12 protein-coding genes are annotated in these 19,690 nt (G+C 60.2%); 9 read left to right on the forward strand and 3 right to left on the reverse strand.

Annotated elements, in window-relative coordinates:
• Nucleotides 1-175: 175 nt before the first annotated feature.
• Nucleotides 176-3,670, forward strand: coding sequence for a transglycosylase domain-containing protein (locus tag GTP23_RS18725; protein WP_229256172.1), 3,495 nt, complete (start codon nucleotides 176-178; stop codon nucleotides 3,668-3,670).
• Between the two features lie 28 nt (nucleotides 3,671-3,698).
• The gene (locus GTP23_RS18730; RefSeq protein WP_161036505.1) at nucleotides 3,699-5,081 is read left to right on the forward strand and encodes a TAXI family TRAP transporter solute-binding subunit; all 1,383 of its coding nucleotides are present in this window, start codon (nucleotides 3,699-3,701) and stop codon (nucleotides 5,079-5,081) included.
• On the opposite strand, the gene GTP23_RS18735 is transcribed toward GTP23_RS18730, so the two are convergent.
• On the reverse strand, nucleotides 5,078-5,536 hold the full coding sequence (locus GTP23_RS18735) for a rhodanese-like domain-containing protein (protein ID WP_155434473.1): 459 nt from the start codon (nucleotides 5,534-5,536) through the stop codon (nucleotides 5,078-5,080). The genes GTP23_RS18730 and GTP23_RS18735 overlap by 4 nt on opposite strands.
• A 312-nt stretch (nucleotides 5,537-5,848) precedes the next feature.
• On the opposite strand from GTP23_RS18735, the gene glnA reads away from it, so the two are divergent.
• The 5 genes from glnA (at nucleotide 5,849) to corA (ending at nucleotide 11,676) form a co-directional block, all read left to right on the forward strand.
• Complete coding sequence (gene glnA, locus GTP23_RS18740; protein ID WP_155434474.1) at nucleotides 5,849-7,264, forward strand: type I glutamate--ammonia ligase; 1,416 nt, start codon at nucleotides 5,849-5,851, stop codon at nucleotides 7,262-7,264.
• Between the two features lie 122 nt (nucleotides 7,265-7,386).
• Complete coding sequence (locus GTP23_RS18745; RefSeq protein ID WP_161036506.1) at nucleotides 7,387-7,890, forward strand: DUF4124 domain-containing protein; 504 nt, start codon at nucleotides 7,387-7,389, stop codon at nucleotides 7,888-7,890.
• 29 nt (nucleotides 7,891-7,919) lie between these two features.
• Nucleotides 7,920-9,002 carry a nitrogen regulation protein NR(II) gene (glnL, locus tag GTP23_RS18750; RefSeq protein ID WP_161036819.1) on the forward strand — a complete coding sequence of 361 codons (1,083 nt, stop codon included), beginning with the start codon at nucleotides 7,920-7,922 and terminating at the stop codon, nucleotides 9,000-9,002.
• Between the two features lie 67 nt (nucleotides 9,003-9,069).
• The gene (gene ntrC, locus GTP23_RS18755; RefSeq protein WP_161036507.1) at nucleotides 9,070-10,575 is read left to right on the forward strand and encodes a nitrogen regulation protein NR(I); all 1,506 of its coding nucleotides are present in this window, start codon (nucleotides 9,070-9,072) and stop codon (nucleotides 10,573-10,575) included.
• A 132-nt stretch (nucleotides 10,576-10,707) separates the two neighbouring features.
• Nucleotides 10,708-11,676: a magnesium/cobalt transporter CorA gene (gene corA / locus GTP23_RS18760; RefSeq protein WP_161036508.1), complete on the forward strand. Its 969-nt coding sequence runs from the start codon at nucleotides 10,708-10,710 to the stop codon at nucleotides 11,674-11,676.
• Nucleotides 11,677-11,730: 54 nt separating this feature from the next.
• On the opposite strand, the gene GTP23_RS18765 is transcribed toward corA, so the two are convergent.
• The gene (locus tag GTP23_RS18765; RefSeq protein WP_161036509.1) at nucleotides 11,731-13,374 is read right to left on the reverse strand and encodes an NAD(P)/FAD-dependent oxidoreductase; all 1,644 of its coding nucleotides are present in this window, start codon (nucleotides 13,372-13,374) and stop codon (nucleotides 11,731-11,733) included.
• 429 nt (nucleotides 13,375-13,803) lie between these two features.
• Between GTP23_RS18765 and GTP23_RS18770 the strand changes: the two genes are divergently transcribed.
• Nucleotides 13,804-16,611 carry a TonB-dependent receptor domain-containing protein gene (locus GTP23_RS18770; RefSeq protein WP_267874512.1) on the forward strand — a complete coding sequence of 936 codons (2,808 nt, stop codon included), beginning with the start codon at nucleotides 13,804-13,806 and terminating at the stop codon, nucleotides 16,609-16,611.
• A 153-nt stretch (nucleotides 16,612-16,764) separates the two neighbouring features.
• On the opposite strand, the gene GTP23_RS18775 is transcribed toward GTP23_RS18770, so the two are convergent.
• Nucleotides 16,765-17,490 carry a 16S rRNA (uracil(1498)-N(3))-methyltransferase gene (locus tag GTP23_RS18775; RefSeq protein WP_161036511.1) on the reverse strand — a complete coding sequence of 242 codons (726 nt, stop codon included), beginning with the start codon at nucleotides 17,488-17,490 and terminating at the stop codon, nucleotides 16,765-16,767.
• Nucleotides 17,491-17,639: 149 nt separating this feature from the next.
• Between GTP23_RS18775 and tkt the strand changes: the two genes are divergently transcribed.
• A complete protein-coding gene (tkt, locus tag GTP23_RS18780; RefSeq protein ID WP_161036512.1) occupies nucleotides 17,640-19,634 on the forward strand; it encodes a transketolase in 1,995 nt (664 codons plus the stop codon).
• Nucleotides 19,635-19,690: the final 56 nt, after the last annotated feature.

The raw sequence follows: 19,690 nt of genomic DNA on the forward strand, positions 1-19,690 counted from the left end.
TTTCGGAGGAAAGAGCGCCGTTGTTTTTTTGCGAAAATTTCGTGCTTATATCAAAATATTGCCAAGTAGCGCCGGTGTGCGTCGCCCTGATGTGGTGCAATGGAAGTGCGCAACAGCGCCGAGGTGCTGCGCGTCTTTGAGTGTTTTACTGAGTTAGCTGACCGGTCTGAATCATATGTTAAGCAATCGTCGTATCCGCCGGCCTCGTTTAGTTGTCCGGGCAGCGCGCAAATCCCGCGCCAGCGCTGCTGTTATCGCCAAGCGGCGCGCCCGCTATCTGCGCGTGGTGCCATCCCTGAGCGAGGCCGATGTCGCAGCGGCCGCCGCGCTCACCGGCTCTGCTGCCGCCTCTGCTGCAGTGGCAGCGCCGCATGAATCTCCCGTCACGCTGGTGGCTTCTGCCCCCGCTACCGAACTGCCAGAACCGGTGCTGGAAGACGCTGAAGAAGAAGCTGCAGACAACGGCGCGGAAGGGGAAGCCCAGTCTGGCGATGGGCCGCCACCGCCGCGTCGCAGTGCACGCGGCAAATGGCTGCTGGCGCTGGGTGCCGCCGTTGCCGCCGTGTGTGCGCTGGGCGCATACGAGACGCGCAGCTCGATGCTGCAATCTCGCCTGTTCAGCGATGTGGTGGGCAAGCTTAGTTACAAGGTCGAAGCAGGGCCTAGCCCGTCCATTCGCTTCCCGCACGACAGCCCGTATGACGAGCGGCTCGGGTATGCCGGCCTGCCCGATTATCTGGGCAAGCTGAGTACCCGCGATTATCACGTCAGTGCACAGGCCCGTATCTCGCCCAAGATGGCGCAGCTGGCCGACATGGGCGTGTTCGCCACCTATCACGAGAAGACCCGCACCGGCCTGACCATTGCCGACTGCCGCGAGCAGACGTTGTTTGCGGCCAGCTATCCCGAGCGCGTCTACGGCAAGTTCGAACAGGCCCCGGCCGCGCTGGTGAGCAGCCTGCTGTTCATCGAAAACCGCGAGCTGCTCGATAGCCGCTACCCGACCCGCAATCCGGCCGTGGAATGGGACCGGCTGGGCAAGGCGGTGATTGAAAAAGGTGTGAGCACCGTGGCCGGCGGCCACCGCGCTGCCGGCGGCAGTACGCTGGCCACCCAGATCGAGAAATACCGCCATTCGCCGGAAGGCCGCACCAGTTCCATGAAGGACAAGCTGCAGCAGATGGTCTCGGCCAGTCTGCGTGCCTATCAGGATGGCCCCGATACCACCCAGGCACGGCGCCGCATCGTGATGGAATACCTGAACACGGTGCCGCTGTCGGCCAAGCCCGGTTATGGCGAAGTGAATGGCATAGGCGACGGCATGTGGGTCTGGTACGGCCGCGATTTCGCCGACCTGAATCGCCGCCTGAGCGGTGATCTGTCCCAGCCCGATGCCGAAACGGCGCTGGTCTACAAGGAAGCACTGAGCCTGATGATAGCGCAGCGCCGCCCCAGCTACTATCTGGCCGACGGTGCGGCGGATCTGGAAACGCTGACCGATTCCCACCTGCGCCTGCTGGCACAGGAAGGTGCGATTACGCCGGCCCTGCGCGACCGTGCGCTGGCCCAGCGTCTGCATCCGGCCACCGGAAATGGTCTGCAGTCGGCACCGGCCATGACCTTTGTCTCGCGCAAGGCCTCGAACGCGATCCGCAACCATCTGGCCAATCTGCTGGGCGATAACCGCATGTACAACCTGGACCGGCTCGACCTGAGCGTGGTCAGCACGCTCGATGCGCAGGCCCAGACGGCGGTGACGCAGGTGCTGCGCGATCTGCGCGATCCGGAAAAAGCCAAAGCTGCCGGGCTGACGGGCAAGGGCATGCTGGGCAATGGCGACCCGGCCAATGTGGTGTACAGCTTCACTCTGCTGGAGAAGGGGCCGCAATACAATCTGCTGCGCCTGCAGACGGATAATTTCGACCAGCCGCTGGACATCAATGAAGGCGCCAAGCTTGATCTGGGTTCGACTGCCAAGCTGCGCACGCTGGTGAGCTATCTCGACATCGTCGATCAGCTGCACCGTAAATATGCGGGCATGGATGGCGCCGCACTGGCCAAGGTGAAGATCGATCCGCAGGACCGTTTGTCGCTATGGGCACTGGACTATTTCAAGGCGCTGCCGCAGGACCCTGCCGCGCGCGCGCTGACGCCCATGCTGAATGCCGCCATGGAGCGCCAGTATTCGGGCAATCCGGGCGAAGGCTTCTTCACTGGCGGCGGGCTGCACCACTTCGGCAACTTCTCCAAGGAAGACAACAACAAGATCATGACGGTGACGGAAGCGCTGCGCCATTCCACCAATCTGGTCTTCGTACGGCTGATGCGCGATGTGGCCAAGTACTACATGTTCCAGACGCCCGGCTCCTCGGCCTCGCTACTGGCCGATGCCGATGATCCGCGCCGTGCCGGCTATCTGGCCCGCTTTGCGGACAAGGAAGGCAAGGAGTTCCTCGGCCGCTTCTACATGAAGTACAAGGGCAAGCCGACCGAAGAACTGGACAAGATCCTGCTGGCGAATATCCGCAGCACGCCGGTGCGGCTGGCGGTGATCTTCCGTACCATCTATCCGCAGGCGACGGTGGAGCAGTTTGCCGCCTTCCTGCATGCCAACCTGCCATCGCAGAACGAAGTGCCGGACGACCGCGTAGAGAAGCTGTACGAACAGTATGGCATCGACAAATGGTCGCTGGCCGACCGTGGTTATCTGGCCAGTGTCCATCCGCTGGAACTGTGGATGGCGGCGTATATGCGCCAGCATCCGGGCGCCACGCTGGCGCAGATGACGGCGGCCAGCGAACAGCAGCGGCAGGAAGTCTACCAGTGGCTGTTCAAGACGCATCACAAGCATGCGCAGGACAAGCGCATCGCCGGCCTGATCGAAATGGAAGGCTTCATGGAAATCCACAAGCAGTGGAAGAAAATGGGCTATCCGTTCGAATCGCTGGTGCCATCCTATGCCACCACGCTGGGCGCCTCGGCTGACCGCCCTGCGGCGCTGGCCGAGATGATGGGCATTATTGTGAACGGCGGCGTGCGCAAGGCGACCCAGCGTATCAGTTCGCTGCACTTCGCCAAAGGCACGCCTTACGAAACCGTGGTCACCAAGGGCAAGCCGACCGAAGACGAACGCGTGCTGTCGCCCGAAGTGGCGGCCGTGGTGGCGCAGGCCATCCGTGGCGTGGTATCGGATGGTACGGCCAAACGGGCACGCAAGGCCTTTGTGCTGGCTGACGGCACGGATATGCCGGTAGGCGGCAAGACCGGTACGGGCGACCAGCGCTTCGATGTCTATGGCGCCGGTGGCCGGCTGATCGAATCGCGCTATGTGAACCGCTCGGCCACCTTTGTGTTCAACATCGGCGAGCGTTTCTTCGGTAGTATGACAGCCTATGTGCACGGGCCGGAATCGAAGAACTACGATTTCACCAGTGCTTTGCCGGTGCAGCTGCTGGTGGTGCTAGCACCGACCCTGATGCCGCTGATCGATCCTGCTGCGGCAGGCAAGGCGCCGCTGCCGGCGGCTGTCAGCCTGAATAGGGCTGCTGGTGCTGGCGCTCCTGCCCCTGCTGCTGGCGCTGGCGTTGCACCGGCGGCTGCCGTGCTGCCGCTTGCCGCTACCACGGGCAAGGCGGCGCAGGCTTCGGTGCTGCGCGCCTGCGGTGGCTAGCCTGGCCGTATTTACTGTGTAATCTCTGATGAAAAAAATTCTGCGCTTTTCCCGTTTCTCTCTGCGTGACCTGCTGGTGGCAGCGGCACCGACCATCGTACTGATCGTGGGCGTGTGTCTGCTGGCCTACTGGCTGGTCGATCCGGCGCCGCCGCGCACGGTGCGGCTGGCAACAGGGCAGGACAACAGCGCCTACGCAGAATTCGGCAAGAAGTATGCAGCGGCGCTGGCGGCGCATGGCGTCAAGGTCACGCTGGTGCCCTCGGCCGGTTCGGGCGAGAACCTGCGCCTGCTGAAAGAAGGGCAGGCCGATATCGCTTTCATGCAGAGCGGTACCACCAACGAGGAAGTGGCCGAGCAGGAAGGTCTGAGTTCGCTGGGCAGCCTGTTCGTCGAGCCGTTATGGCTGTTCCTGCGCGAGCGCAAAGACCATCCTCCGATTACCCGTCTGAGCCAGCTGAAAGGCCTGAAGATCAACTTCGGGCCGGAAGGTGCGGGCGCGCCACGGCTGTTCCGCCAGGTGCTGGAGCTGAACGGCATCGAGAAGCAGCAGGTGCGGCGCTATTCGCTGGCCAATACGCCGGCCACGGTGGAGCTGCTGGCCGGCCGTATCGACGGGCTGGTGTTCACTTCGGCACCGGAAGCGCCGCTGATCCAGATGCTGCTGCAGACGCCCGGCATCAAGCTGTTCAATTTCCATCAGGCGGAAGCCTATGGCCGCAAGCTGCCCTTCCTGACCCATGTGATGCTGCCACGCGGGATCGTCGATCTGGGGCGCGATCTGCCGGCCAGTAATTTCGATCTGATCGCACCCACGGCCACGCTGGTGGCGCGCGAAAATCTGCATCCGGCACTGGTCGATCTGTTCGTGCAGGCGGCGGCCAGTATTCACGGTGGTTCCGGCTGGTTTGCCCAGCAGGGCCAGTTCCCTTCGGCGAAGTATTCGGAGATTCCCGTGCATCCGGAGGCGGCCAAATTCTACAAGAGCGGCCCGCCGCTGCTGCAGCGCTATATGACCTTCTGGCTGGCCAATTTCCTCGACCGCATGTGGGTAGTGGTGGTGGCGCTGGGCGCCTTGCTGCTGCCGTTGTCGAAAGTGGTACCGCCACTGTATGTGTGGCGCATCCGTTCGCGCGTGTATCGCTGGTATGGTCAGTTGCGCGCGGTTGAGCAGGCGGTGGAAGCGGCGACGCCGGAAGACCGGCTGCCAGTGTATGCGGCGCAGTTACAGCGCCTGAACGAGATCGAGGAACTGGTGAATCAGGTATCGATTCCGCTCTCGTTTGCCGATGGTTTGTACGGCTTGCGCAGCCATATACAGTTCGTGCGCAAGCGTATCGAATTCCTGCTGGGTGAGGCGGGCGGCGGCGCAGCGGCGGCTGAGGTAGCGCCGGCCGTCAGTGCAGCTTAAGCGCCTATCCAAGGCAGGCCATCCTTGCACCAGCCGTTGATGTTGCGACGGTGGCCTACTTCATCCTTGTCGCCTTCAAAGCCTTCCAGAATATCGTAGCAGTGCTGGTAGCCATGTTCGGTGGCTGATTTGGCGGCGGCGCGCGAGCGTACGCCGGAGCGGCACAGGAACAGCAGGATCTGATCCTTGCGGGCCACCGTGTTGAGCTGCTCGATGAAGTCGGGATTGGCCAGACCGCCCGGATACAGCATCCACTGCACATTGCTGTACTGCGCGTCGGGGATGGCGACCTTGCCCACCCAGTCGCGCTCGGCATGAGTGCGCACATCGACCAGCTTGATGGCCGGTTCGGCACTGACTAGATCAAATGCTTCCTGCGGCGTGACAGCCCCCGCGTACGGCCAGTCCTTGCTACGGCTACGGGCCAGGGCGAGGATCTCTTCAATTTTGCTCATGACGTGTTCCAGTAGTGGGTTTGCGTTTATTATAGGCTGCCTGCACCCGCTACACGCAAGGCTGCACCAAGGCTGTGCATTTTTGGTGGTTTTTCGGAAAATGCATGATTTTGGTGCGAAAAATCGAATTTGCACTTATTTGGTGCGGTGTTGATGTGCCTCAAATCAGGGCGTGGTTCCGTACTGGTGAATTTTTAAGGGAATTTACCTGCACGATGCCTGCGACTTGAACTATGCACCAAAATGTTTGGAGCTGGCACGAATACTGCTTACCAATGACGCACGAGCCCCACATTCCTTTAGGAGATACGCATGGCAATGACAGCCGCAGAAGTACTGAAAATGGTCCAGGAAAACGAAGTCAAATTCGTTGATTTCCGTTTCGCTGATACCCGTGGTAAAGAACAGCACGTGACCGTGCCAGTGTCGCACTTCGATATCGACAAATTCGAATCGGGCCACGCGTTTGACGGCTCCTCGATCGCCGGCTGGAAAGGTATTGAAGCATCGGATATGATCCTGATGCCAGATCCAGCAACCGCCCGCATCGACCCGTTCATGGAAGAAACCACCCTGTTCATGCAGTGCGACGTGATCGAACCTGCAGACGGCAAGGGCTATGACCGTGACCCACGCTCCATCGCCAAACGCGCTGAAGCCTATCTGAAATCGTCGGGCATGGGCGACACCGCCTACTTCGGCCCAGAGCCAGAATTCTTCATCTTCGACAGCGTACGCTGGAAGATCGATATGTCCGGCTGCTTCGTTAAAGTGGATTCGGACGAAGCATCGTGGAGCACCGACAAGGAAATCGAAGGCGGCAACAGCGGCCACCGTCCTACCGTCAAAGGCGGCTACTTCCCAGTGCCACCAGTCGACAGCTTCCAGGACATGCGTTCGGAAATGTGCCTGATCCTCGAATCGCTGGGCATCCCTGTTGAAGTACACCACCACGAAGTGGCTGGCGCTGGCCAGAACGAAATCGGCACCAAGTTCTCGACTCTGGTCGAGCGTGCTGACTGGACCCAGAACCTGAAATACGTGGTCTGGAACGTGGCCCACAGCTACGGCAAAACCGCTACCTTCATGCCGAAACCTATCGTTGGCGACAACGGTTCGGGCATGCACGTGCACCAGTCGATCTGGAAAGACGGCGTCAACCTGTTCGCTGGCGACGGCTATGCCGGTCTGTCGGACACCGCGCTGTACTACATCGGCGGTATCATCAAGCACGCTAAAGCACTGAACGCGATCACCAACCCAGGTACCAACTCGTACAAACGTCTGGTGCCAGGCTTCGAAGCACCAGTGAAACTGGCTTACTCGGCGAAAAACCGTTCGGCTTCGATCCGTATTCCACACGTGGCCAATCCTAAAGGCCGCCGTATCGAAACCCGCTTCCCAGACCCACTGGCCAACGTCTACCTGTGCTTCGCCGCACTGCTGATGGCTGGTCTGGACGGTATCGCCAACAAGATCCATCCGGGCGAAGCAGCATCGAAAGATCTGTACCACCTGCCACCAGAAGAAGACGCACTGATCCCAACCGTGTGCTCGTCGCTGGAAGAGGCTCTGGACAACCTGAACAAAGACCGCGAGTTCCTGACCCGTGGTGGCGTGTTCAGCGATTCCATGATCGATGCCTACATCGAACTGAAGATGCAGGACGTTCAGCGTATGCGTATGACCACGCACCCAGCTGAATTCGATATGTACTACTCGCTGTAATGGCGGAGCACCGGCTAGCCGGTGCCTGTCAGGTAGCACAGAACGCGGGGCGAGCAGCGCTTTCCCCGCGTTTTTATTTGGATGTTGTATAGTCGGGCTCCATGGTGAGACACGGAAGACTGATGATGAAACACGCGTTCTGTCGCACGCTGGCCAGCCTGCTGATACTGGCGGGCAGTGGCGCTGCGCACGGGCAGATATACAAATGTACTTCGCCCACGGGCAGTGTGGAATATACCGACGTGAATCGGGGCAAGCAGTGCAAGGCGATGGACTTGCCCGGCGTCGTCGTGGCAGCCCCGCCCAAGCATGGCGCACCTGCTGCGCCGGCGGGGCGACTCGGTGCGCCGCCAGCGCTGGTGCCCGGTGAATTCCCCCGTGTCGATGCAGCCCAGCAGCGCGCACGCGATAACGACCGGCGCGGCATACTGGAAGAAGAGCTGCGCGCCGAACAGCAGAAACTGGCCGAGCAGCGCAAGGCTTTCAATAACGGCGAGCCGGAACGCCAGGGCGATGAACGCAACTACGCCAAGTATCTGGAACGGGTGGCTGGCATGCGAGACAGCATCAGTCGCACGGAAAAAAATATCGACGCTTTAAAACGTGAGATCGCGAATATCCGATGAGCAGTTTAGCGAATAGTCTGAATCAGGTAATGGCAACCGGCGGCCAGCGTCCGGCCGCACTGGCGGGGCTGGAATTGCTGGCTTCGGCCGTGCTGCTGCTCGATGCCGATGGCCGCATCGTGTACGCCAATGCGGCAGCGGAAAACCTGCTGGAGAGTTCGCTCAAGGCGCTGTCGCGCCAGACGCTGAGCGCGCAATTTCTCAATCCGGCCGAACTCGATAACATCTGCGCCCAGGCGCGCGAACACCGCTACGCCGACATGCGGCAGGACCTGATGCTGGAACGGCCCGGGCGCGAAGCGCTGCATGTGCACAGCATCGTCACGGCGCTGGACGAGCCGGCCGGCCATCTGCTGATAGAACTGCGCGAGCATCTGCAGCATCTGAAGCTGGACCGCGAGGAGCGCATCCTCGACCAGAGCCAGGTCAACAAGGAGCTGATCCGCAATCTGGCGCACGAGATCAAGAATCCGCTGGGTGGCATACGCGGCGCCGCGCAGTTGCTGGAGATGGAGCTGCCGGCGTTGAATGCGGGCGAGCTGCGCGAATACACCCAGGTGATCATCAAGGAAGCGGACCGCCTGCAGACGCTGGTGGACCGCTTGCTGGCGCCACACCGCCGTCCGCACATCGTCGGCGATGTGAATATCCACGAAGTGCTGGAGCGGGTGCGCAGCCTGATGCTGGCCGAGTTCCCCAGCGGCCTGACCATACGGCGCGATTACGATGCATCGATCCCCGAATTCCGCGGCGATAAAGAGCAGCTGATCCAGACGGTGCTCAACATCGCGCACAACGCCGCGCAGGCACTGGCGGCACGCATCGAAGCCGGTGATGCAGAGATCATTTTCAAGACGCGGGTAGCGCGTCAGGTGACGCTGGCCAAAGTGCGCTACGGGCTGGCATTAGACTTGCATATCATTGATAACGGACCGGGCATCGCGCCGCAGATCCGCGACCGGATTTTCTACCCGCTGGTGTCGGGCAGGGAAGGCGGGAGCGGACTGGGGCTGACTCTGGCACAGACCTTCGTGCAGCAGCACATGGGTGTGATCGAGTGCGATAGCCGGCCTGGATGTACGGACTTCCGCATCCTGCTGCCATTGCCATAAGCGAGTGCGGGCGGAAGCGAAGACTGCGTCCTTGATAGAAGATCCAATGCGGGAACACACAACACACATGAAGCCAATCTGGATAGTAGACGACGACGAATCGATCCGCTGGGTACTGGAAAAAGCACTCGCACGGGAAAATCTGGCGACCAAGAGTTTTGCCAATGCCCGCGATGCGATCGCCGCGCTGGAATTTGAAACACCGCAGGTACTGGTGTCCGACATCCGCATGCCGGGCGACTCCGGGCTCGATCTGCTGCAGCGGGTCAAAGCCCGCTACCCCGGCCTGCCGGTGATTATCATCACGGCCTTCTCCGATCTGGATTCCGCCGTGGCGGCCTTCCAGGGCGGGGCCTTTGAATATCTGGCCAAACCCTTCGATATCGACAAGGCAGTAGAGCTGATCCGGCGTGCGCTGGACGAGAGCCTGCGCGAGACCAGCGTCGAATCGGGCCCGGCGGAAACCCCGGAAATACTGGGGCAGGCGCCGGCCATGCAGGAAGTTTTCCGTGCCATCGGCCGGCTGTCGCAATCGAATGTGACGGTGCTGATCACGGGCGAATCGGGTTCCGGCAAGGAGCTGGTGGCGCGCGCACTGCACAAGCACAGCCCCCGCGCGGCCCAGCCTTTCATCGCGCTCAACACGGCGGCGATTCCGAAAGACCTGCTGGAATCGGAACTGTTCGGCCACGAGCGCGGCGCCTTTACGGGCGCCCAGACTTCGCGGCGCGGCCGCTTCGAACAGGCCGAAGGCGGCACCCTGTTCCTCGACGAAATCGGCGACATGCCGTTCGATCTGCAGACCCGTTTGCTGCGCGTGCTGTCGGACGGCCACTTCTATCGCGTCGGCGGCCACCAGCCGCTGAAAGCCAATGTGCGCGTGATTACGGCGACGCACCAGAATCTGGAGCAGCGCGTGCGCGAAGGCCTGTTCCGCGAAGACTTGTACCATCGTCTGAACGTGATCCGGCTGCGTCTGCCCAGTTTGAGGGAGCGGCGTGAGGATATCCCCATACTGGTGCGCCACTTCCTGGTGCAGAGCGCCAAACAATTGGGCGTGGAAGCCAAGCGCATGAGCGACGCCACGCTGCAGTTCCTGTGCGGGCTGGACCTGCCCGGTAATGTGCGTCAGCTGGAAAACCTGTGCAACTGGATTACCGTGATGGCGCCGGGGCAGACGGTGGAGATCAAGGATCTGCCGCTGGAACTGACGCAGGAGCAGCAGGGCGGTAATGCTGCGCTGGCAGCTGCCAGCACGACCAGCAGCGAGCCTTACACCATGCCCGCTTCGCACGGCACCGTGCATGTGCTGGCCGGGAGCGACGCCGCGCAGGCCAGCGGTCCCGATGCGTGGCTGGCCCTGCTGGAAGCGCAGGCTGCCAGCATGCTGAGCGCCGGTCAGCAGGAAGTCATGGCGGTGCTGGGTCGCCAGTTCGAATCCTCGCTGATCCGTACGGCGCTCAAGCATACGCACGGCCGCAAGAACGATGCAGCGGTGCGGCTGGGCATAGGCCGCAATACCATCACCCGTAAAATCGCGGAACTCGGCATCGACGGTGCCAAGGACGACTAGGCGCAGGCATTCCACTCCCGCTCAAGCGGTCGCGCCCGAGGCGGCCGCTTTCAGGTAAGCTCTTGGCTGCAAAGTCAGGAGCTTTTTTTTCGCGGCTGGCAGGCCGCATTTCAGGTAGTGGACAGGTAGCGTATGTTGATCAATTGTGTGGCGTATCAGGATGGCCAGAAGCTGGCCGACATTCCGGTGGAAGATATCAGCGAGTATGTGCGCCAGCCGGAAACCTTTGTCTGGGTGGCGCTGCGCGACGCCCAGCCGGAAGAACTGCAGGTGATGCAGGAAGAGTTTGGCCTGCACGAACTGGCCGTCGAGGATGCGCGGCGCGGTCACCAGCGTCCCAAGATCGAGGAATACGGCGACTCGCTGTTCGTGGTGGTGAAGACCATCGATTGCCGCGATGGTGAAGTGGTGGTGGGCGAAGTCGATATCTTCGTCGGGGATAACTACGTGCTGTCCTCGCGCGATAGCCACAGCCTGCAGAATTTCCTCGGTGTGCGGGCGCGTGCCGAACGCGAACCGCACATGCTGCGGCAAGGCCCGGCCTTCGTGCTGTATGCCTTGATGGATGCGGTAGTGGACCGTTATTTCCCCGTGCTGGATATGCTGGAATCGGAACTGGAGCAGATAGAAGAGCTGATCTTCTCCAAGGGCAAACAGCGCGACAACATCCAGCATCTGTATGCGCTCAAGCGCAAGGTGACGGAAGTGCGCCATGCCGTGGCGCCGCTGATGGAAGCTGTAGGGCGGCTGCATGGCGGGCGCGTGCCGTCCATCTGCCGCGACACGGGCGAGTACTTCCGCGATGTGCACGACCATCTGCACCGTATCAGCGCAGCGCTGGACAATATCCGCGACACCATCGCCACGGCGATACAGGTCAACCTGTCCATGGTGGCTATCGAGGAAAACGAAGTGAACAAACGGCTGGCCGCGTGGGCCGCGATTTTCGCTATCTGCACGGCGTTTGCCGGGGTGTGGGGCATGAACTTCAAGGTCATGCCCGAGCTGGAATGGCAGTACGGTTATCCGATGGCGCTGACCGTGATGGTGGGCGTGTGCCTGTATCTGTACCGGCGCTTCCGCCGCGCCGGCTGGCTGTAGCGCTGCGCGTGACGCCAGCAGGCGTCAGCGTAGCGCTGACCGAGTATATGGCGCTTACCTGACGGCGCCGGCCAGGATCGACTGGGCCACGGCCTCCGCCACCTTGATGCCGTCCACGCCGGCCGACAGAATCCCGCCTGCATAGCCGGCGCCTTCACCGGCCGGGAACAGGCCGCGCGTGTTCAGGCTTTGCAGCGTATCGTCGCGGCGCTTGATGCGCACCGGCGAGGAAGTCCGGGTTTCGAGCCCCGTCAGCACCGCATCCTGCTTGAAGTAGCCCTTGATCTGCTTGTCGAAAGCGGGGAAGGCTTCGCGCAGCGCCGTCACGGCAAACTCCGGCAGAATCTCGGCCAGATCGGTCAGGTGGACGCCCGGTTTGAAGGAGGGCACCACGGAGCCGAAAGCGGTGGATGGACGGCCTGCCACGAAGTCGCCCATCAGCTGGCCCGGCGCGTTGTAGTTGGCACCGCCCAGCTGGAAGGCTTTGGCTTCCAGTTCGCGCTGGAAGGCGATGCCGGCCAGCGGGTGACCAGGATAATCGACTTCCGGCGAAATGTTCACCACGATGGCGCTATTTGCATTGCGCTCATTGCGCGAATACTGGCTCATGCCGTTGGTGACCACGCGACCCGGTTCCGATGCGGCGGCGACTACCGTACCGCCCGGGCACATGCAGAAGCTGTAAACGGCGCGGCCATTGCTGGCATGGTGTACCAGCTTGTAGTCGGCTGCGCCCAGTATCGGGTGGCCGGCGTTGGGGCCGAAACGGCACTGGTCGATCAGCGATTGCGGGTGCTCGACGCGGAAGCCGATCGAGAACGGCTTGGCTTCGATATAGACGCCACGGTTGTAGAGCATTTCGAAAGTGTCGCGCGCGCTGTGGCCTACGGCCAGTACCAGATGGTTGGTGGCGATGCGCTGGCCGTTTTCCAGCACCACGCCGCGGATCTGGCCGCCGTCGGCCTGCTGTTCGATCTCCAGATCCACCACTTTGCTCTCGAAGTGGTATTCGCCGCCCATGGCTTCGATATTCGCGCGCATCTGTTCCACCATCTTGACCAGACGGAAAGTGCCGATGTGGGGTTTGCTGACGTAGATGATCTCTTCCGGTGCGCCCGCCTGCACGAACTCGGTCAGCACTTTGCGGCCATAGTGTTTCGGATCCTTGATCTGGCTATACAGCTTGCCATCCGAGAAGGTGCCGGCGCCGCCTTCGCCGAACTGCACGTTCGATTCCGGATTGAGTTTGCGCTTGCGCCAGAAGCCGAAGGTGTCGACCGTACGGTCACGTACCTGTTTGCCCCGTTCCAGAATGATGGGACGCAAGCCCATCTGGGCCAGTACCAGTGCCGCGAACAGGCCGCAAGGACCAGTGCCTATCACCACCGGGCGCGGCTGGCCCGCATGGGCGGCCGCCAGTTGCTCGGGCGTGGCGACAAACTGGTAGCGCGTATCGGGTGACGGCATCAGATGGGTGTCATGGTGCAGGCGCTGCAACACAGCGGCTTCATCGCGCACATCCACGTCAAGTGCGTAGATGAGCACGATGGCGGTCTTTTTGCGGGCGTCATAACTGCGTTTGTACACGCTGTAAGCGAGCAGATCGTCGCTGCTGATGGCCAGGCGCGCCAATATGGCGGCACGCAAGGCCTCGTCCGTGTGGTCCAGGGGGAGTTTTACTTCGTTCAATCTGAGCATGGTTTTTCCTCAAGCGGTGCGGCCGGGCCTACGCCGGCAGGCATCAACCCGCTATTTTACCTGCAACATCGGCATTGTTCCGCTGCGCTTAAAGTGAACGGAGGAAACAATGACAGGAAAACTATTTTTTGCAACCGAATAATTCATTTTTAAATTATTTGTTTGATAGTGTTGTTTCTTTGTCGAATATGGCTCGAGCTTTGTTGACAATAATCAGCCTGAAATGATCTCATTCGTCAGGTCAGAAAGATTCTGCAATGTACTCATAAGGTTGTTGCGGCAGGTTGTTTGACGCGTCCTATGACAAATAAAGTTACCCCGTGCCTGAATTTGAGCAGCAGGCAATGAATTTAAGTTCCCAATCGGAGAAATTCATCCATGTATAAGAAAAGTAAAATCGCAGTTGCCGTAGCCTTGGCGTTGAACGCCATGTCGGCGTTTGCACAAGCCGATACCCCAACGTCCCGCGTTGAAGTTACCGGCTCCCGTATCCGCACCGTGGATCTGGAAACTGCACAGCCGGTCTTGAAAATGACCTCTGAGCAAATTCAGAAAAGTGGTCTGATCACCGTTGGTGATATTCTGAATCAGCTGACTTCGGCAGGTCCTCCGGACTTTTCCAAGGGCGCTACGCTGACTTCGAATCGCGAACAAGGTGGCCAGTACATCAACTTCCGTAACCTGGGCGCAGAGCGTCTGCTGGTTCTGGTTGATGGTAAGCGCTGGACCCAGAGTGTGGCAGGTTACACCGACATGTCGACCGTTCCATCGTCGATGATCGATCGCATCGAAATTCTGAAGGACGGTGCATCCTCGATCTACGGCTCGGACGCTATCGCCGGCGTAGTCAACATCATTCTGAAGAAGAAACTGACCGGTGGCACTGCTACCGCGTACAAAGGCCAGAACCAAAAGGGTGATGGCAAAACCGAAGACTACGCTCTGTCGTATGGTGCTTACGGTGAGAATGGTTCGCTGATGTTCGGCGTAACCCACAACAAACAAGATACCGTCTGGGCGCGTGACCGCTTCATCACGTCGACCAGCTATGGTCCAGACCACCAGACCGACGGTCTGGGCGTTGGTCAGTTCGGCCGCATCCGTCAGGTTGCTTCGAACGGTTCCGCGACCGGTTTCAACTATTACCTGAACAGCAACGGTACCTGGCAGGCACCTGGCGTGGGCGCTGATGCGCGCAACCCAGCCAACTACCATACCTACACTGGTGACGCGAACGACAAGTTCAACTCGACCAACCAGATGATGTTCCAGTCGCCATCGGAACTGACTTCGATCTTCACCAAAGGTACTTACGATCTGCCAGCTGGCATGCACTTCACGTCGACCGCGATGTTTGCTGAGCGTACCGCCAGCACCCAGAACGCCGGCTACCCGCTGAACAGCCTGACCAAGTCCAACTTCCCTGTGTATGTCGACAAGGATAGTTACTACAATCCGTACGGTAACTCGGTTGCTGGTGCAGGCAAAGGCCAGGATCTGTTCTTCTACCGTCGTACTATTGAAGTACCGCGCGTAACGGAAAACAAAAACCAGACCGTGCACATCGATGCTGCAATCGACGGCGAATTCAGCGTTGCTGGCAAGACCTTCAACTGGGACGTAGGTTACAACCATAGCGCCGTGACCGGCGTTGTGAACGGCACCGGTAACATCAACCTGATCAACCTGAAAACGGCACTGGGCCCATCGTTCATGAACGCCAACGGCGTAGTTCAGTGCGGTACCTCGGCATCGCCGATCCCGTTGAACCTGTGCACCCCGTTCAACATTCTGGGTGGCCCGAACGCTTCGACGCCTGAGGCGCTGAAGTACATCATGTCGAACGGTCAAGGTACCTACGGCAGCACCATCAACAGCGCAACGGCCAACATCACTGGCGAAGTGCTGACCTTGCCTGCCGGCGCGCTGGCAATGGCAGGCGGTGTGGAACGTCGTGAAGTACGTGGTTACGATCGTCCGGGCCAGTTCGAGCAATCGGGCTACTCGACCGATCTGGGTGCAAATACCACCCAAGGTAGCTACACGGTGAAAGAAGCCTACCTGGAAGCGAACATTCCAGTTCTGAAAAACCAGCCGTTTGCTCAACTGCTGTCCTTCGACCTGGCTACCCGCCACTCCGACTACAGCAACTTTGGTACGACCAACAACAGCAAAGTTAGCTTCATGTGGAAACCGCATGCTGACCTGCTGACCCGTGGTACCTGGGCTGAAGGCTTCCGTGCTCCAGCACTGGGTGATACCTTCGGTGGTGGTTCGCAATCGTACGATACCTATCTGGACGTTTGCGACAGCCGTTACGGTGCAGCCGCCAGCAACCCTGTGGTTGCCGCTAACTGCGCGAAAGCTGGCGTACCTGCCAACTTCCGTCAGCTGAATGCAACCGGTACCGCAGTCACCGGCGGTGGCGCACAAACGCCATTCCCGTTCTCGACCGGCTTGGGTAATGCTTCGCTGCAGCCAGAAACCGCAAAAACCAAGACTGTGGGCTTCGTATACAACCCATACTATGTCCCTGGTCTGTCGGTAGGTGCTGACTGGTTCAAGATCAATGTCGAGAACCGTATCACCGGTATCACTGCTTCGTACACTCTGAACCAGTGCTACATCACCGGCGTGCAGGACTTCTGCAAAAACGTGACTCGTGGTTCGACCGGTCAGATCACCAATCTGGTGCGCGGCAACGCCAACCTGGGTTCGGTGAGCACCGAAGGTCTGGATCTGAGCCTGAACTACCGCTTGCCACGTAACCAGTACGGTCAGTTCGCTCTGCGTTCGGAATCGACCTACCTGAAATCGTACAAAACCAAGAGCACGGCAACTGCTGATCCAGTTGAGTACGCAGGTGAGTATGGCTATGCACGTTTCAAAACCAATGCGTCGCTGGACTGGTCGCTGGGTAACTGGAACGCGACTTACACCATGCGCTTCACCAGCCACCAGAAAGATCAGTGCTGGGATGCAGGCGAGAAGATCGAGTGCACCAACCCAGATGGCAATGCCAGCTTCGGTGCATACAATGTGCTGGGCGGCGTTACGCTGCATGACCTGAGCGTAGGCTACACCACTTCCTGGAAAGGTAAGGTTCTGGTCGGTGTCAACAACCTGTTCGAGAAAAAGCCACGTATCGTCTACGAAAGCAGCTCGTCGGGTACCAAAGTTGATCCAGATCAACCAGTGGATCGCTTCTTCTACGTACGTTACACCCAAGCCTTCTAATACGGTCCGGCCCGTAAGGGCCTGATCAGATGGCAGTACTTGCTGGCCGGAGTGATCCGGTCAGCAGCGTAGATGAAGAAAAACACCCCATAAGCCTTGGTGCTTATGGGGTGTTTTCATTTTGGGCGATGCTCGCCCTGAGTTTGGCGGGAATTACATACCACCCCAGGCAGCGCTGAGGATGGTCACGGCGGCCAGCCCGGCTGTTTCCGTGCGCAGTATGCGTGGTCCCATGGCCAGCGGCAGGGCGCCGTGGCGGATGGCCTGTTCTTCTTCCGCTTCGCTGAGGCCGCCTTCAGGGCCGATCACCAGCGTAACGGCTTGCGGGCTCTGGTGGCGCGCCCAGTCGGCCAGTGATTGCTCGGCGCGGGGAGACAGGATGATGCGGCGATGCATATCCTGCTGACTGATCCATTGTTTATATTCTTGCAGCTCGCCCAGCCTGGCCAGATGGTTGCGGCCGCACTGTTCCGAGGCCGAAGCGATGATGGCCTGCCAGTGCGCCATCTTTTTCTCGGCACGTTCGGCGGACAGGCGCACCACGCAGCGTTGTGCTGCCAGTGGCTGGATGGTGGTGACACCGAGTTCGATGGCTTTTTCGACGATCCAGTCCATTTTGCTCGCTTCCGGCAACGCCTGCGCCAGCGTAATGCCAAACGGGAGTTCGGTCGCGCGCAGGGTGTGTGTCTTGATGCTGATGCTGACGCGGCGTTTTTCCACCAGCTCCACTACAGCACTGTATTCGCCGCCTTCGCCGTTAAAGACTGTGATCAGGGTGCCGGGTGCCAGCCGCAGCACGCTGATGTGGTGGGCCACGGCGTCGGGTAACTGGATGAGCTGGCCGATAGCCAGTGGCTGGGGCAGGTAGAAGCGTGGCATGCAGAATTCCGTTTGTTTGGGGTTATGTGTGTATGCGCAATTTTAAAGCGTGGCCGCCTCGGTCTGGTAAAATAATGGGTTCAGCAAGTAGGTAGTACCGTAGCCGTATTCCTTGCCCCCAGTTTCCATACTTTCGTGATAGATCGACGATGACCTCTACGCTCCCAACCACTCAAATGGCTAACGCGATTCGCGCGCTGGCAATGGACGCCGTCCAGAAGGCCAATTCCGGCCACCCAGGTATGCCTATGGGCATGGCCGAAATCGCGGTAGCGCTGTGGAGTGGCCATTACAGCCACAACCCGGCCAACCCGAAATGGGTCAACCGCGACCGTTTCCTGCTGTCCAACGGCCACGGCTCCATGCTGCACTACGCGCTGCTGCACCTGAGCGGCTACGCCGTGAGCATGGATGACATCAAGGCTTTCCGCCAGATGCATTCGAAAACCCCGGGTCACCCGGAAGTGGACATCACCCCGGGCGTGGAAACCACCACCGGCCCGCTGGGTCAGGGTATTGCCAACGCGGTCGGTATGGCACTGGCCGAGTACCTGCTGGCGAGCGAATTCAACAAGCCTGGTTACGACGTGGTCGACCACTACACCTACGCATTCCTCGGCGATGGCTGCCTGATGGAAGGTATTTCGCACGAAGTGTGCGCGCTGGCCGGCACGCTGGGCCTGAAAAAACTGATCGCCCTGTACGACGACAACGGCATTTCCATCGACGGTAAAGTGGAAGGCTGGTTCACCGACGATACCCCGGCCCGTTTCGAAGCCTATGGCTGGAACGTGATCCGCGCCGTCGACGGCCACGATGTGGCAGCCGTATCGGCCGCCATCGCTGCCGCCAAGAAGGCCGACAAGCCGACCCTGATCTGCTGCAAGACCGTGATCGGCAAAGGTTCGCCGAATCTGCAAGGCGGCGACAAAGTGCACGGTGCGGCACTGGGCGACAAGGAAGTGGCTGCCGTACGCGAATACATAGGCTGGAGCGCTGCACCGTTCGAAATCCCTGCCGACGTGTACGGCGCATGGGATGCCAAAGCGGCCGGCGCTGCGCGCGAAGCGGCATGGACCGAACTGTTCAACAAGTACGCTGCCCAGTTCCCGGCTGAAGCTGCGGAACTGAGCCGCCGTATGGCCGGCGACCTGCCAGCCGGCTTCGACGCTGCACTGGCAGCCGGTATCGCTAGCTGCATCGAGAAGAAAGAAAACATCGCCACCCGTAAAGCCAGCCAGAACGCGATTCAGGCACTGGCCCCTGTGCTGCCGGAATTCCTCGGCGGTTCGGCCGACCTGACCGGTTCCAACCTGACCAACTGGAAAGAGTGCGTGGCCGTACGTTCCGGCCAGCCGGGCAACCACATCAACTACGGCGTGCGCGAATTCGGTATGTCGGCCATCATGAATGGCGTGGCCCTGCATGGCGGCTACATCCCGTTCGGCGCCACCTTCCTGACCTTCTCCGACTACAGCCGCAACGCGCTGCGTATGGCTGCGCTGATGAAACAGCGTTCGCTGTTCGTGTTCACCCACGACTCCATCGGTCTGGGCGAAGACGGCCCGACCCACCAGTCGGTCGAACACATTTCGTCGATGCGTCTGATTCCTCAGCTGGACAACTGGCGTCCATGCGACACCGTCGAGTCGATGGTGGCATGGGGCGAGGCGGTCAAGCGCAAGCATGGTCCGTCGACCCTGATCTTCTCGCGTCAGAACCTGCCATACCAGGAGCGCAGCAGCCAGCAAGTGGCCGACATCGCCCGTGGTGGCTATGTGCTGAGCGACGCGGCCGATGCCAAAGTGGTGCTGATCGCCACCGGCTCGGAAGTGGAACTGGCTGTTGCTGCCGCCGCAGCACTGGCCGCTGAAGGCATCGCTACCCGTGTAGTGTCGATGCCTTCGACCGATGTATTTGACCGTCAGGATGCCGCTTACAAGGCCGGCGTACTGGGTAAAGGCCTGCCACGCGTGGCGATCGAAGCCGGCGTGACCGATTTCTGGTACAAGTACGTCGGTCTGGAAGGCGCGGTAGTCGGCATCGATACCTTCGGTGAATCGGCTCCGGCAGGCGTGCTGTTCAAGCACTTCGGCTTCACGGTGGAAAACGTCGTGGCCAAAGCCAAATCTGTCATTGCATAAGTATTGCGTTAAGGTTCAACCTCTAGCAGTTGCATCACCTATTTTTCTACTCAGGA

Origin of the sequence: Duganella fentianensis, assembly GCF_009857835.1 — a bacterium.
Lineage (GTDB): Bacteria > Pseudomonadota > Gammaproteobacteria > Burkholderiales > Burkholderiaceae_D > Rugamonas > Rugamonas fentianensis.

Coding starts and splice junctions, on each gene's coding strand:
- GTP23_RS18725 (WP_229256172.1), top strand. CDS start 176: ATGTTAAGCAATCGTCGTATCCGCCGGCCTCGTTTAGTTGTCCGGGCA.
- GTP23_RS18730 (WP_161036505.1), top strand. CDS start 3,699: ATGAAAAAAATTCTGCGCTTTTCCCGTTTCTCTCTGCGTGACCTGCTG.
- GTP23_RS18735 (WP_155434473.1), bottom strand. CDS start 5,536: ATGAGCAAAATTGAAGAGATCCTCGCCCTGGCCCGTAGCCGTAGCAAG.
- glnA (WP_155434474.1), top strand. CDS start 5,849: ATGGCAATGACAGCCGCAGAAGTACTGAAAATGGTCCAGGAAAACGAA.
- GTP23_RS18745 (WP_161036506.1), top strand. CDS start 7,387: ATGATGAAACACGCGTTCTGTCGCACGCTGGCCAGCCTGCTGATACTG.
- glnL (WP_161036819.1), top strand. CDS start 7,920: ATGGCAACCGGCGGCCAGCGTCCGGCCGCACTGGCGGGGCTGGAATTG.
- ntrC (WP_161036507.1), top strand. CDS start 9,070: ATGAAGCCAATCTGGATAGTAGACGACGACGAATCGATCCGCTGGGTA.
- corA (WP_161036508.1), top strand. CDS start 10,708: ATGTTGATCAATTGTGTGGCGTATCAGGATGGCCAGAAGCTGGCCGAC.
- GTP23_RS18765 (WP_161036509.1), bottom strand. CDS start 13,374: ATGCTCAGATTGAACGAAGTAAAACTCCCCCTGGACCACACGGACGAG.
- GTP23_RS18770 (WP_267874512.1), top strand. CDS start 13,804: ATGTCGGCGTTTGCACAAGCCGATACCCCAACGTCCCGCGTTGAAGTT.
- GTP23_RS18775 (WP_161036511.1), bottom strand. CDS start 17,490: ATGCCACGCTTCTACCTGCCCCAGCCACTGGCTATCGGCCAGCTCATC.
- tkt (WP_161036512.1), top strand. CDS start 17,640: ATGACCTCTACGCTCCCAACCACTCAAATGGCTAACGCGATTCGCGCG.